At 48.7% G+C, this 13,512-nt stretch carries 13 protein-coding genes and 1 rRNA gene; 4 read left to right on the top strand and 10 right to left on the bottom strand.

Translation table 11 applies throughout. The features are described 5' to 3' along the window. From Q366_RS01855 to Q366_RS01870, 4 genes are all read right to left on the bottom strand, one after another. A 16S ribosomal RNA gene (locus Q366_RS01855) occupies positions 1-221 on the bottom strand; the annotation flags it as partial. 303 nt (positions 222-524) lie between these two features. Next, complete coding sequence (locus tag Q366_RS01860) at positions 525-770, bottom strand: FmdB family zinc ribbon protein (RefSeq protein WP_035235823.1); 246 nt, start codon at positions 768-770, stop codon at positions 525-527. A gap of 117 nt (positions 771-887) precedes the next feature. Beyond that, the gene (gene recN, locus Q366_RS01865) at positions 888-2,597 is read right to left on the bottom strand and encodes a DNA repair protein RecN (RefSeq protein WP_035235825.1); all 1,710 of its coding nucleotides are present in this window, start codon (positions 2,595-2,597) and stop codon (positions 888-890) included. Between the two features lie 41 nt (positions 2,598-2,638). Further along, positions 2,639-2,827 (bottom strand): hypothetical protein, encoded by a 189-nt coding sequence (locus Q366_RS01870; RefSeq protein WP_035235827.1) that lies wholly within the window; start codon positions 2,825-2,827, stop codon positions 2,639-2,641. A gap of 128 nt (positions 2,828-2,955) precedes the next feature. Between Q366_RS01870 and Q366_RS01875 the strand changes: the two genes are divergently transcribed. Continuing rightward, complete coding sequence (locus Q366_RS01875) at positions 2,956-4,137, top strand: TraB/GumN family protein (RefSeq protein WP_035235829.1); 1,182 nt, start codon at positions 2,956-2,958, stop codon at positions 4,135-4,137. Between the two features lie 134 nt (positions 4,138-4,271). Then, positions 4,272-5,492 carry an EAL and HDOD domain-containing protein gene (locus Q366_RS01880; RefSeq protein WP_035235831.1) on the top strand — a complete coding sequence of 407 codons (1,221 nt, stop codon included), beginning with the start codon at positions 4,272-4,274 and terminating at the stop codon, positions 5,490-5,492. A 2-nt stretch (positions 5,493-5,494) separates the two neighbouring features. On the opposite strand, the gene purN is transcribed toward Q366_RS01880, so the two are convergent. Together purN and Q366_RS01890 are read right to left on the bottom strand one after the other, a co-directional pair. Next, a complete protein-coding gene (gene purN, locus Q366_RS01885) occupies positions 5,495-6,232 on the bottom strand; it encodes a phosphoribosylglycinamide formyltransferase (RefSeq protein WP_035235833.1) in 738 nt (245 codons plus the stop codon). A 16-nt stretch (positions 6,233-6,248) separates the two neighbouring features. After that, a complete protein-coding gene (locus Q366_RS01890) occupies positions 6,249-6,479 on the bottom strand; it encodes a hypothetical protein (RefSeq protein WP_035235835.1) in 231 nt (76 codons plus the stop codon). Between the two features lie 84 nt (positions 6,480-6,563). Between Q366_RS01890 and polA the strand changes: the two genes are divergently transcribed. Both polA and Q366_RS01900 read left to right on the top strand, forming a co-directional pair. Next, positions 6,564-9,248 (top strand): DNA polymerase I, encoded by a 2,685-nt coding sequence (polA, locus tag Q366_RS01895; RefSeq protein WP_035235837.1) that lies wholly within the window; start codon positions 6,564-6,566, stop codon positions 9,246-9,248. Positions 9,249-9,267: 19 nt separating this feature from the next. Further along, complete coding sequence (locus tag Q366_RS01900; RefSeq protein WP_035235838.1) at positions 9,268-10,098, top strand: NAD(+)/NADH kinase; 831 nt, start codon at positions 9,268-9,270, stop codon at positions 10,096-10,098. Positions 10,099-10,255: 157 nt separating this feature from the next. Here the strand turns inward: Q366_RS01900 and ppnP are convergent, their stop codons facing one another. From ppnP to Q366_RS01920, 4 genes are all read right to left on the bottom strand, one after another. Then, positions 10,256-10,567 carry a pyrimidine/purine nucleoside phosphorylase gene (gene ppnP / locus Q366_RS01905; RefSeq protein ID WP_035235840.1) on the bottom strand — a complete coding sequence of 104 codons (312 nt, stop codon included), beginning with the start codon at positions 10,565-10,567 and terminating at the stop codon, positions 10,256-10,258. A gap of 436 nt (positions 10,568-11,003) precedes the next feature. Next, the gene (gene leuD / locus Q366_RS01910; RefSeq protein ID WP_035235842.1) at positions 11,004-11,531 is read right to left on the bottom strand and encodes a 3-isopropylmalate dehydratase small subunit; all 528 of its coding nucleotides are present in this window, start codon (positions 11,529-11,531) and stop codon (positions 11,004-11,006) included. A gap of 9 nt (positions 11,532-11,540) precedes the next feature. Next, entirely contained in the window at positions 11,541-12,827 is a 1,287-nt protein-coding gene (locus Q366_RS01915; RefSeq protein ID WP_035236242.1) for a 3-isopropylmalate dehydratase large subunit, read from the bottom strand. 11 nt (positions 12,828-12,838) lie between these two features. After that, positions 12,839-13,426 carry a helix-turn-helix domain-containing protein gene (locus Q366_RS01920; protein ID WP_035235843.1) on the bottom strand — a complete coding sequence of 196 codons (588 nt, stop codon included), beginning with the start codon at positions 13,424-13,426 and terminating at the stop codon, positions 12,839-12,841. Positions 13,427-13,512: the final 86 nt, after the last annotated feature.

Raw genomic sequence — 13,512 nt, forward strand, 5'->3', positions numbered from 1 at the left:
GAAGAGGCAATCTTTCATTAATCCACTTATGTGAATCAACTTTATCCGGTATTAGCTACCCTTTCGAATAGTTATCCCAGGCTTGGAGACAGATTATCTACGTGTTACTCACCCGTGCGCCACTCTACTCAGGACTGCAAGCAATCCCTTTCTCGTTCGACTTGCATGTGTTAAGCACGCCGCCAGCGTTCATTCTGAGCCAGGATCAAACTCTCCAGTTATAATCCTTTACTAAAACTTTTTAAGGTCTGCACTTTAAGCTGTTACGCCCCAAGCGCATTGTCATTGACCCGCTCTTTTCTTTTTCACTGACCAATTTTCAAAGATCAAAAATACTGCTTCAAAAAAAATCTTCCCGGAAAAACTGTTGGGCCGTTCCGTGAAGCCAGAGCAATATCCTTCATTTCCTAACCAATGTCAAATCTTTTTTTAATAAAATTGCATTTTTTTTAAACCTGCCCTGAAACTTCAGGCCCAGGCCGGGGATAAAATATCTTTAACACTTTAAAATATCAGGCAATTTTTTACCTTGTCGCCCCGGGAACCGTATAGGTCTTACACGTTCCACTTGAACAGGTACGCTCCTGGGTATGGACACCCTGGGCAGCATGTCCTGGCGAACCCATGGCATAGTTGGTGGTCGAGACCACCCGCTGGAACTCCTTGGAACTACATTTGGGGCAGGCAACCTCCCGGTCATCCTGTGCCCCCATGACAATCACTTCAAAAAATTCTTCGCATTTATTGCATTTAAATTCATATATCGGCATGTTGATTCCTCTCATACTAATTTAATAGTGTATGAATTTTCATTTCCTAAAACCTAAAACTTAAAACCCCACTCGAAGGACGATAAGTCATCAAATATTAAACAGTACCGGAGTTTGTCAAGACTCCTCTGCCGTGTCAAGAAGTTCCCTGGCATGGGCAAGGGTGGCATCGGTGATCCGGCTGCCGCCAATCATCCGGGCAAGCTCATTTATCCGATCTTCCTGACAGGTCAAGGGCGTGATGCGGGTGGCGGTTCTGCCGCCTGACACCTGCTTGGTTATCCTGAACTGGTGGTTGCCATACCTGGCAATCTGGGCCAGATGGGTAATGCAGATCACCTGTTGAACCCGGCCCAGTTCTTTAAGTTTGAGCCCCACCTTGTCGGACGTAGCACCGCCAATACCGGCATCCACCTCGTCAAAGATCAGGGTCTCAAAGGACTGGCCCCGGCAGAGTACAGCTTTAAGCGCCAGGACAATACGGGACAGTTCTCCGCCAGAGGCTATTTTGACCAAAGGCTTTGCTGCTTCCCCGGGGTTTGGACTGAACAGAAACCGAACCCTGTCCATGCCTGTGGCAGATATTTTTTCATTATCCTCGGTTGCAAGCTCATCAGGGGCAACGCCCGGGTCTGTGGAGAAATCCACTTCAAAGGTGGCCCGGCCCATTTCAAGGGCGCCAAGCTCTGCCTTTGCCAGCCTGGCCAGGGCCAGGCCTTCTTTCTGCCGCCGCATGGACAGGGCCTTGGCCTTTTGGCGAATCAGGGCCACCAACCCCTTTTGTTCCTGTTCCAGCTGTTCTATACGCCCCTCAATCCCCTGGACATCTGCCAGATTTTGTGCCATGCCCCGGTATTGCTCAAATATGGTATCAAGACTGCCCCCGTATTTGCGCTTGAGTCTGGCGATCTGATCCAGGCGCTGATTCACCTGGTCCAGGGATTGAGGGTCCAGATCAATGCCTGCGGCAAAAGATCTGAACTCTGACACCAGATCCTGGATTTCATAGGATATTTCATCCAGACGCCGGGCCATGGCATCAAGCTTTTCATCTGTCCCGCAAAACCGGCCAAACCGGACAGAGATGGCAGAAATCTGCTCCAGGGTCGAGCCGTCCCGGTCATATAAATTATGAATCGCGCCGTTTACGGCTTCAAAAAGCTGCCCGGCATTCTGCAACTGGTCGCGTTTTTGAATCAGTTCTTCATCCTCACCTGGCTGGATATTGGCGGTTTCAATCTCATCCACCTGAAATTGGAGCAGACCCAGTTCCTTTTCAGCCGTTTCCTTTTCGGCCTTTAATCGGGAGATCTCCTTTCTTAAAGGAACAATCTTCCGGTACAGCCCCGCCACATCTTTTCTTAGGTCAAGGGTCCGGGAAAATTCGTCCAAGATATCCAGGTGCTGATCTTCTTTGAGCAGCCCCTGGTGGGCATGCTGACTGGATACACCAGCCAGATTTTCAGTCACCTGTTTTAAAAAATCCAGGGTGGTCTGACGGGCATTGATATAAATTTTGCTTTTTCCTTCGGCAGATACCACCCGCCTGATGATCAGGCCGTCTTCAATATCCATGTTCTGGTCTGCCATGAGCCGGGCGGCATGGGAATCAGGGGCAATGTCAAACACGGCTTCCAGTTCGGCATTGTCCTTTCCGGTGCGTACCAGATCCGCCGATGCCCGTGATCCCAAAAGCAGATTGACGGCCTGGATGATAATTGATTTTCCTGCCCCGGTTTCCCCTGTCAGTACGGAAAGGCCGGGACCGAATTCAATACGCAGATCCTCAATGATCGCAAAGTTTTTTATGACCAGGGCGTGCAGCATAAAATCTCCTTACCGAAGAAACTTGCTTAAGCATGCGGGATTCAAGATTTGGGGGAACCGGATAAGTCATCTTGGGGCGGATCCAGATTCTTTTTCACGGTATCATTGACGGTCTTGTAAACATCCTTGAAAGATTCATGGACGTTGGAAGGCGACAGCCGGCCCATTTCAATGAACTTAACTATAATTTCCTTGGTGGCTCTGAGTATGTGTTCGTCAACGGATTTCATAAATGGCTGAATACCAGAACCGTTTGATAAGGTCAATATTTGACCTGAATTTGTGTTGCCATGTATTGCTAAATGCTTATAATATTGTTTTCTTTTTTAACTTTTCAGCATAAAGGCAGCGGTGCATAATGAACGAAAACCCCATGGACGATAACGACATCCACATGCTTGACCGGGACGGAAAACAGATCATTCTTATCGGGACAGCCCATGTATCCCGGCACAGCGCCCAGCTGGTTTCGGACACCATAGCGTCCCAGCAGCCGGATTCCGTATGTGTGGAATTGTGCAACAACCGTCTGGCAGCCCTCCAGGATAAAGACAGATGGCAGAATATGGATATCGTAAAAATCATCAAGGAAAAAAAAGCGCTGATGCTGTTTATGAATCTTTTGCTGGCTTCTTTCCAGAAAAAAATAGCCGATAAATTCGGCATCAAACCCGGCCAGGAGATGATCAATGCCATTGAGGCCGCAGAAAAAACAGGTGCGGCCATTATCCCTGCAGACCGGGAAATTCAGACCACCCTTTCCCGGATATGGCGGGGCATGGGAGTCTGGGAAAAAATCAAACTGATATTCTCCATGGTGCTGTCATTTGGCCAGTCCGATGACATTGAAGAGGCAGACATTGAAAAGATGAAGCACCAGGACATCCTGCAGTCCCTGCTTTCGGAGATCAAAGAGGATCATCCCATTATCGGGGAAATTCTGATTAACGAACGGGACCAGTTCCTGGCCCAAAGCATTCGAAGTGCCCCGGGAAACAAAATCCTGGCGGTTGTGGGGGCAGCCCATGTGCCTGGAATTTTGAAATATATTGAGCAAGATACCCCCATTGACCTTGCCGCTCTTAAGACCCTGCCTCCCCCCGGCAAGGCAGGAAAGATATTAAAATGGCTCATCCCCGGCCTGATCGTCATGCTTTTCATAGCCGGATTTCTCATGGGGGGCAAAGGCGCAGGAACCGACATGATCTGGATCTGGGTTCTGGCCAACGGTATTTTTGCCGGTATCGGCGCATTGATCGCCCGGGCCCATCCATACACCATTTTTTCATCCGTTGTGGCCGCCCCCCTGACCTCCCTGAACCCCATGATCGCGGCAGGCTGGGTGGCAGGCCTTGTGGAGGCCTTTGCGCGTAAACCCAAAGTGCGTGACCTTGAGGCGATCCCTGGGGATATCACCTCTGTAAAAGGGTTCTGGAAAAATAATGTCACAAGAATTCTTCTGGTGGTGGTGTTCACCAATCTTGGCTCCTCCATCGGCACCATGACAGCCCTGCCATTGATGATCAAACTTTTGTCCTGATATTGCAACGACACTGATTTTAAAGGTATAGATATAGGTATCGGTTATCCGGATTGTTTCGGGTATTGAGTTTTTTTTGATTTCATATCTTAACACAGGTATGTTGATACATTCAAAATGGAGTTCTCAATTTAATGGATATATTTGTAGCCCGCCAGCCTGTATTCACTTCAGATAAAAAAATTTTTGGTTATGAACTTTTATTCAGGCTCAGCCTGGACAATGTGTTCCCAAATATCGACGGGTCAGCAGCCACATCCGGTGTGCTGTCCAATACTTTTTTCTCCTTTGGACTCAATGACATCCTTTCCGGCAAGCCCGGACTGATCAATTTTACCCGGGATCTTCTGCTCAAACAGACACCGCTTCTTTTCCCGAAAGATCATATCATCATTGAGGTTTTAGAAGATATTGAACCTGAACCTGAAATCATTGATGCATTAAAGACGTTTAAATCCCAAGGATTCAGGGTTGCCCTGGATGATTTTATTTATGATCAGAGATTCAATGAAATGATTCAGCTGTGCGACATGATAAAGTTTGATATCATGGCCACACCCTTGGACACCCTGGGCCCGGTTCTTACATTCCTGAAAAATGAACTCAACCATATCACACTGCTGTGTGAAAAGGTGGAAACCCACGAAGAGTTTGAACAGGCCAAAGCCATGGGATTCCAGCTTTTCCAGGGATATTTCTTTGCTAAACCCGAAGTCATGTCACGCAAAGGCCTTTCAGCCAACCAGATCACCAACCTGAAACTGCTAAATGAGATTTCAAAGCAGGAGCCGACCTTGGACATTTTAATAGATATGATTAAAAATGACATGGCCATCTCTTTCAAACTTTTGGCGTTTATCAATTCAGCGTATTTCAGGAGGCCCACTGCCGTAAACACGATCAAGGATGCCATCATCTTTTTGGGTCTGCAGGAACTGAAAAAATTTATCAATGTGGTGGTGGTATCGGATATAAACCCGGACAAGCCCAATGAGCTGATCCGGTTTTCGGTGATCAAGGCCCGAATGTGTGAGCAATGCGCCCATGTCATTCGAACCCGGTTTACGCCGGACGAGTTGTTCACGGTGGGCCTGTTTTCAACCATGGATGCCATTTTGGATATGCCCATGGAAGACATTCTTGAAAAAATTGCCCTGTCTCAAAAAATCAAGGATGCGCTTTTAGGCAAAGACCGCATATTCAGACAGCTCAATGACCTGATCACAAACTTCGAACAGGGACAGTGGAGCCATACCAGGTTTCAGACAGACAAAGATTCTCAACTGATTCAAAAACTGCCCGCATTCTACATGGATGCCTTAAAAATGGCGGATGCCTTTCTTGCCTCTGCCTGATTTCAAATGGATATTACCTTGCGGGATTGGGCGAATTTCTGAATACAGGCCGGATACAGCTCCCACTCCTTTTGCAGTCCTTTTTCTTTAACATCCTCCAGGGTATCTTCATCGGCTATTTCAAATGCCTTCTGCCCGATAATGGGGCCTGTGTCTTCCCCGTAATCAATAAAATGAACCGTGCATCCACCAATTTTGCACCCGTACCGGAAGGTGTCTCCGTATCCGTCGGTACCGGGGAATGCAGGCAGCAGGGCCGGATGGATATTCATGATCCGGTGGCCCAGGGCGCTGGTATTGATCCGGTCAATGAAATAAGGGGTCAGCACCCGCATGAACCCGGCCAGGACCAGCAAATCCATATCATAGGATTCAATATGGTCTAAAAGCTGCCGTTCGGCAATCACCCTGGATTTTATGAAAAACAGGGCTTTTTCATGATTCTTTTCCACATCCACCAGCCGCTGTTTTCCAAGGATCTCTTCGGGGTCAAAATCTTTGGGGAGCAGGCTGTCAAGATCCCGAATCTGCCGACAATTGGCAATGATCCGGGCGTAATCCACCACAAACGTGTTAATGCCTGCTTTTTTTGCCCGTTCCAGGCCTTTCACCCCGCCAACATCTGATCCGGTAAAAACAATTTGCGCATCAATGCGTCCCTGGTCGCAGGCATCAATAATAGCCTGCAGATTGGTGCCGCCGCCGGATATCAATGTGCCGACCTTTAATTTCTGAACCATGATTCCATGCCTTTCACTATTGGTTGCCGTACCCGTTCTGAGCCCCGCAGTCAGGGCATTCCCAGGTAATTCCGTTGCAGGTCATCCCCCACTGGTTTTCATACATGCAGGGCTGACACATGGAAAATCCGCACCGGCACTGCCAGCAAAACATGGCAGTGGCACCGCAGCAATGACATATTTTTGACCGGTTTTGCCGCCGCCGGGACTTCCCGGCGTTGGCCCGTGCCCGGGATTGTTGGGACATAAGACTTCTCCTTTGCTTTAAAAGATAGTATATATGCCGCTAATTAAACAATAATTCAACAGACAATTTCCCTAGGAAGGATATATGGCGGCACCAAGCACTATTTACCTGATCGACGGCAGCGCGTTTTTATACCGGGCCTTCCATGCCATCCGCAGCCTGTCCACGTCAAAGGGGCATCCCACCAATGCCACATTCGGGTTCACCCGGATTCTGCTCAAACTGCTTAAGGACAAGCAGCCTGAATACGCAGGCGTTTTCTTTGATGTTAAAGGCCCCACCTTTCGCCATAAAATGTTTGATGAATATAAGGCCAACCGCCCGCCCATGCCCGAAGAACTGGCCATTCAGATTCCGGACATCAACGCGGTTGTCAAGGCATTGAACATCCCCATTATCCAGAAAACCGGATATGAGGCGGATGATCTTGTGGGCACCTATGCCCGCATTGCCCAGGAGCAGGGATTCAAGGTGGTCATGGTTACAGGGGACAAAGATTTTATCCAGTTAATCACAGATGACTGCACCCTGTGGGACCCCATGAAAGACACCGTCACCGACCGGTCCGGTGTAAAAGAGGAGATGGGCATTGAACCCGGGCAGTTCATTGACGTGTTAGGCCTTGCCGGAGACACCTCAGACAACATCCCCGGTGTAAAAGGTGTGGGCGTGAAAACGGCCATTAAACTGATTGCCGAATACGGTTCCATCAGCAATATTTACAATAATCTGGACCAGCTGAAAAAAAAGAAAAAACTGTATGAAAATCTGACAGCATCCAAAGACATTGTCGATTTAAGCCGGGACCTTGCCACCATTGACCGGCATGTGCAAGTCACCCAGCCCCTGGACGAGTTCCAACTGCAGAAATTTGATACCCGCAAGGCCTTTGAATTGTTCCAGTCATTTGAGTTTAAAACCCTTGCCCTGGAATTTTCCGGAACAACAGACAAATCAAAAAAAAACTATACAATGGTCCACACCGTTGCCGACATGGAGAAACTTTTGTCGGTGCTTGAAACCAAGGAGGTGTTTGCCATTGACACGGAAACCACAAACATTGATCCCATGCAGGCGGATCTTGTAGGTCTGTCCGTTTCATACCTGGATGATACAGGATTTTACATCCCGGTGGGACACACCAATGCAGGCGGGATACAGATGCCTGAAAAAGATGACATCCTTCGGATTTTCAAGCCCTTGCTTGAAAATCCAGACATCGCCAAGGTGGGCCAGAACATCAAATATGACGTCATTGTTCTGGCCCGGTACGGCATTGAGATCAAAGGCATTGTGTTTGACACCATGATTGCCTCCCACCTGCTCAATCCCGGCACCCGGGGCCATGGCCTGGACCGCATTGCCATGAACCTTTTCGGGTACAAAATGGTTTCCTATGAAGAGGTTACCGGCAAGGGCAAAGACCAGATCGGATTCCAGGAAGTCCCTGTTGATCTTGCCGCAGACTATGCGGCCGAGGACGCAGATCTGACTTTCATGGCATATGGGGTATTGAAAAAACAGATTGCGGACAAGGGGCTTACCCCTCTGATGGAAACCATTGAGGTCCCTTTGATCTGCGTTCTGGCAAAAATGGAGATGGCAGGGATCCGTGTGGATGCGGATGTGCTTGACCAAATGTCCCTTGAGTTTGCCGAAGAACTGAAAACCCTTGAGCAAAAAATTTACGAACTTGCCGGCGAAGCGTTCAACATCAATTCCCCCCAGCAGCTCGGGGTGATTCTGTTTGAAAAATTAGGCCTTAAATCCGGAAAAAAAACCCGGAAGAAAACCGGGTATTCCACGGATGTCCAGGTGCTCACCGAACTTGCGGGGACCCATGAAATGCCTGAAAAACTGTTGCGGTACAGAACCCTTGGCAAGTTAAAATCCACCTATGTGGACGCCCTGTCTTCCCTTGTTCATCCGGAGACCGGGCGGATCCACACCTCATTTAACCAGACCATCACCGTCACCGGCCGCCTGTCATCGTCCAATCCCAATCTGCAGAACATTCCCATCCGCAAACCCGAAGGCAAAAAAATCCGGCAGGCCTTTATCCCGGCAAAGGGCTGCATCCTTGTTTCCGCAGATTATTCCCAGATTGAACTGCGGCTTTTGGCCCATTGTGCCCAGGATCCCATTCTCATTGAATCCTTCCAGAACGACGAAGACATTCATACCCGTACGGCCCTGGAAGTTTTCCAGGTGCTGCCCGGTCTTGTCACTGATGAAATGCGCAGCCAGGCCAAAGCCATAAACTTCGGCATCATCTATGGCATGAGCGCCTTCCGCCTGTCAAACGAGCTGGGCATCAGCCGGAAAATGGCAGGCATTTATATTGACAATTATTTCAAGCGTTACGCAGGGGTGAAAACCTTTATTGATAAAACCATTGAACAGACCCGGGAAACCTGCGAGGTATCCACCCTGTTCGGCAGAAAACGCAGGCTGGATGACATCCGTTCCTCCAACGCCAATTTGCGGCATTTTGCCCAAAGAGCTGCCGTGAACACGCCCATCCAGGGCAGTGCTGCAGATTTGATCAAGCTTGCCATGATTAAAATGCACACAGCCCTTGCAACAAAGAGAATGGAATCAAAAATGCTTTTATCCGTACACGATGAAATTATTTTTGAAACCCCTGAACAGGAAAAAGACAAACTCATGGCCATGGCAAAGCAGGTTATGGAAAACGTTACGCCCCTGAAAGTGCCACTGAAGGTCAACTTTGGTGCTGGAGCCAACTGGGCCGAGGCTGAACACTAAAACAAACAAGAGGAAAAACGTGAGTAAGCAGCGCATCGGACTTGTAATAAAAAATGAAGACCACGCCCAGAACAAAGCCTTGGAATTGATCCGGCATTTAGGAGACAGATGCCTGGTCATTGACGCCCAGTCCCAGACGCCGCCACCCATCCCCGAAGATCTGATCTGCATTGTTGTACTTGGCGGAGACGGCACATTTTTAAGTGTAGCCCGGTATATCGGTGATTCGGACATTCCCCTGATGGGCATCAAATTCGGAGAGGTGGGATTTCTTGCCGAGACCACGGAGGATCTTCTTTTCAAGGCGGTTGAAGCGGTATTTAAAGGGGAGTATTTTATCCAGGAGCGCAGCCGCCTCAATATTCGGGTGGTCCGGAACAGTAAGTGCGTCATGGATGAGGATGTGCTAAATGATGCGGTCATTAATAAGGCGGCCCTGTCAAGGCTTGCCTCATGCGCAGTGTATCTGGATGATACCTATCTGACCACCTACCGGGCCGATGGCCTGATCGTGGCCACGCCCACGGGCTCCACAGCCTATTCCCTGGCCGCAGGCGGGCCGGTGGTTTATCCCGAAGTGCCCTCCATTATCTTGACCCCTATCTGTCCCTTTACCCTGACCAACCGGCCATTAATCATCCCGGACCATACCCGGGTCGAAATCAGCCTGAAAGGCAGTCCGGAAGATATGATTCTGACCCTGGACGGCCAGGAGGGCTTTGATATGGATACCTGTGACAGGATTTACATTGAAAAAAGCCGCCACAACGTAAGAATGATCTCCTTTGAGGCACACTCCTATTTCAAGGTGCTGAAGACACGGCTGCACTGGAGCGGGGGCAGATCCTGATAGTTTCTTCCAATGGTTTATTAGGCCCATGTTTTTTATACCCCACACGGGCCGCAAGTCCACAACGAACAATGAAACTAAAAACAGCAACAATGCAGGGCTAAAACGGGCGCCCCAGGCGCTTCGCCCTCTTGTTTCTTGTCTCCGGTTTCTTGTTTCATAGAAAGTAGCTACAGCAATAATCGGTGACTTTGTTAATCTTTAGCTTGAAATTTGAATTTGCGGGGACTTCAAAAGATTCCCCACCTGATATTTTCTTCCAGCTTTCCCCGGGCAATTGTATTTCCAGATCTCCCGAGAGAATTTCCATCAACTCTTTTGCATCTGTGTTAAATTCATAGTCACCGGGAAGCATGATGCCAAGAGTCTTTTTAGAACCATCATCAAAAAGAACGACCCGACTCGTGACTTGACCATCAAAATAAATGTTCGCTTCTTTGATAATTGTTACATTGCTGAATTGTGACATGTATAGTTATCTCCTATTGGTTTGTTGAATATTCGCAATACCGCAAAACTCACCCCGAAAAGGGTGGAATAAAGGAAATTCTCATGGCAATAAATGTTTTGTCAAAAACGAAGACTCCCAAAGGAAACCATGCAATGAGAACACGCCGTGCATTATATCCTCAAACATCGGAAATGTACATTTGCGAATTAGATCAATGCCCGTTATGTGGTGAACAACTGGAGTTGAGTCGTTATTCAAACGGACATAAAATTGTACGGAACCTGTCAACAGATGTTGCTCCCACACCAGAGAAACCCCTCACAACCGATAGGTTGTGAGGGGTTTAAATTTTTAGTTTCCGCTCGATAGGTTATGCGCCTTGCAGCCGGGCAACTTTGTGGGCATGCGCCCCTCTGTCAAGCTGTCCGAACAAGGGGATTCCGTTCAGTGCTATTTAGTAATTTTTATCTGCAAACTCCACCCATCCCCCGGTTTTCACCAGGGTTTTGTCAAACTCTGAGATAGGAAATTCAATTTTCAGTTCTTTGCCGCTGTCATTGGTTGCAAGAAGGGTTTTATTTTCCACATCTATGCAAAGCCGGGCCTTTTTACCGGCGCCCAGTTCAAACAGGGACTGGACCTGATCGTCGGGCAGTTCAATGGCCATCATGCCGCAATTGAACATATTCTGCCTGAAAATCCGGGCAAAGCTCGGGGCAATCACCACATTGATGCCGTTGACTTCCAGCGCCCAGGGCGCATGTTCCCTGGAAGAGCCGCATCCAAAATTTCCCCGGGATACAATCACACGGACATCTTTGAGATCTGTATCAGGGTTAAAGCCATCTAAGACTAAATCTTCAAGCAGGTGGGGCTTTAAAGCGGATTTTGAAATTTCCGTCAGATATCTGGCCGGAATAATTTCATCGGTATTGATATCTGCCCGGTCCAGGCAGAGCATGTTTCCTTGAAAGTCTTTCATAATACCTCCCTAACTTTTAAACCGGTCAGAATTGGTGATCACGCCATGAACTGCGGTGGCCGCAGCCGTGGCCGGGCTCATAAGATGAACCATTCCGCCTTTGCCCATTCGTCCGTTAAAATTTCTGTTGGTGGTGGACGCAGCCACCTCCCCTTCGGCCAGGACCCCGTTGCTCATCCCAAGACAGGCACCGCAGGTGGGATTGGTCACGCAGAATCCGGCATCCATAAAAATTTTAATCAGTCCTTCATCCAGGGCCGCACTAAAAATATCCGGTGTGGCCGGAGAGACAATGGCCCGGACCCCGGGGTTGATTTTTTTGCCCGCTACCTCGGCGGCGGCCTCACGAAGATCCTCCAGGCGCCCATTGGTACAGGAGCCGATGTAAACCTGATCCACGGGCGTCCCTGTCATCTGGGACACCGGTTTAACATTGTCCGGTTTGAATCCAAAAGTCACCATGGGTTCAAGAGAGCTGACATCAATTGTTTTTTTCTTTGCATAGACAGCATCCGGATCGGAACAGAATTGGGAATATTGTGCCAGGGCATCTTCGGGGGTCTGGAACTCATCCTTAATAAACGGCCACAGATACTGCACCGTTGTCATATCCGGCAGACAGATGCCGGAAGTTGCACCGGCTTCCACGGCCATATTGGAAAGGGTCATGCGCTGGTCCATGCCCATGGCATCCACCACGGGTCCTGTGAACTCAATGACCATGTTTGTGGCCCCGTTCACTGAAATCTGACGAATCACCTCAAGAATGACATCCTTGGCATATACGCCCGGCCGAAGGGTCCCGGTAATGTCTATTTTAAAGGTTTCCGGCTCTTTAAAGGTACACACACCCTTTAAAATACCCACCTCCAGATCGGTGGTGCCCACGCCCGCGGCAAAAGCGCCGAATGCCCCGTGGGTACAGGTATGGGAATCACCCATAATGATGGTGAATCCGGGACGGACAAATCCTTTTTCAGGAAACAGGGCATGGCAGACCCCGTTCTGGCCGATATCAAAAAAATCTTTTATGCCGTGACGAAGGGCCCAGTCCCGCAGAATTTTTCCCTGCATGGCGGTTTTGGAATCTTTGGCCGGTGAAACATGATCAATCACCGCCTTGATTTTGTCCGCATCAAACACCCGGTCTTTTCCCCTTGCAACCAGATCCTGGACCGCAATCGGGGTGGTAATTTCATGACAGAAAACCCGGTCCAGGCGCAGTACGCTGACATCCCCGAAGGGTTTGTCCACCAGGTGGGTGTCAAAAATTTTTTCAGCAATTGTTTTTCCCATGGCACTCTCCATTATTTATGATTTCCTTCACCAAAATAATCTTCACCGTCCGCCGGCGTGACAATCCAGTAGGCCTGAAACAGATCATCACCCGTATTTTTAATCACATGGGGTATTTGCGACGAAAAAGAGAGGGCATCTCCGTTACTGATATCGTAGACATCCCCGCCGTAAATCAACTGGCCAGACCCGTTCACCACAATTCCCAGCTCCCGGCCAAGATGGCCGTCATTCTCATCCCCCCGCTGCTGTCCCGGTGAAAGTTCAAGAAAAAAGGCGGTAAAGGAGTGGTTGCCCTTGGACTGGCTGTATCCACTCAGGGTTTCATATTTAAATCCCTTGCGCTGGTAAACCCGGCGCTGGTCCTTTTTTATAATCTCCACCCGGTTCATGGTCTCATAATCTTTAAAAAACTTTTCCGGAGAGACCCCGTAAACTTCAAGCAATTCCAGCAGGGTATCCAGAGACGGGGATATGCGGTTGCGTTCAATCTGGGACAACAGGCTTGAACTGACCCCGGCCTTTAATGCCACATCTTTGATGGTCAGATGCCGTGAATTTCGAATAGCCCGCAGCAACGGCCCCAGTTTGATTTTCATTCATTCCCCAAATTCAGTATTTCTAATTCAAATTAAAGAATACTGAATTTTTTCCAGGTGTCAATACTTTTTAAATGGATAAAAAC

It is taken from the genome of Desulfobacter vibrioformis DSM 8776, from assembly GCF_000745975.1.
Lineage (GTDB): Bacteria > Desulfobacterota > Desulfobacteria > Desulfobacterales > Desulfobacteraceae > Desulfobacter > Desulfobacter vibrioformis.

Bases quoted from the DNA above. Each gene is read 5' to 3' on its own strand.
- Q366_RS01860 (WP_035235823.1), bottom strand. From the start codon at position 770: ATGCCGATATATGAATTTAAATGCAATAAATGCGAAGAATTTTTTGAA.
- recN (WP_035235825.1), bottom strand. From the start codon at position 2,597: ATGCTGCACGCCCTGGTCATAAAAAACTTTGCGATCATTGAGGATCTG.
- Q366_RS01870 (WP_035235827.1), bottom strand. From the start codon at position 2,827: ATGAAATCCGTTGACGAACACATACTCAGAGCCACCAAGGAAATTATA.
- Q366_RS01875 (WP_035235829.1), top strand. From the start codon at position 2,956: ATGAACGAAAACCCCATGGACGATAACGACATCCACATGCTTGACCGG.
- Q366_RS01880 (WP_035235831.1), top strand. From the start codon at position 4,272: ATGGATATATTTGTAGCCCGCCAGCCTGTATTCACTTCAGATAAAAAA.
- purN (WP_035235833.1), bottom strand. From the start codon at position 6,232: ATGGTTCAGAAATTAAAGGTCGGCACATTGATATCCGGCGGCGGCACC.
- Q366_RS01890 (WP_035235835.1), bottom strand. From the start codon at position 6,479: ATGTCCCAACAATCCCGGGCACGGGCCAACGCCGGGAAGTCCCGGCGG.
- polA (WP_035235837.1), top strand. From the start codon at position 6,564: ATGGCGGCACCAAGCACTATTTACCTGATCGACGGCAGCGCGTTTTTA.
- ppnP (WP_035235840.1), bottom strand. From the start codon at position 10,567: ATGTCACAATTCAGCAATGTAACAATTATCAAAGAAGCGAACATTTAT.
- leuD (WP_035235842.1), bottom strand. From the start codon at position 11,531: ATGAAAGACTTTCAAGGAAACATGCTCTGCCTGGACCGGGCAGATATC.
- Q366_RS01915 (WP_035236242.1), bottom strand. From the start codon at position 12,827: ATGGGAAAAACAATTGCTGAAAAAATTTTTGACACCCACCTGGTGGAC.
- Q366_RS01920 (WP_035235843.1), bottom strand. From the start codon at position 13,426: ATGAAAATCAAACTGGGGCCGTTGCTGCGGGCTATTCGAAATTCACGG.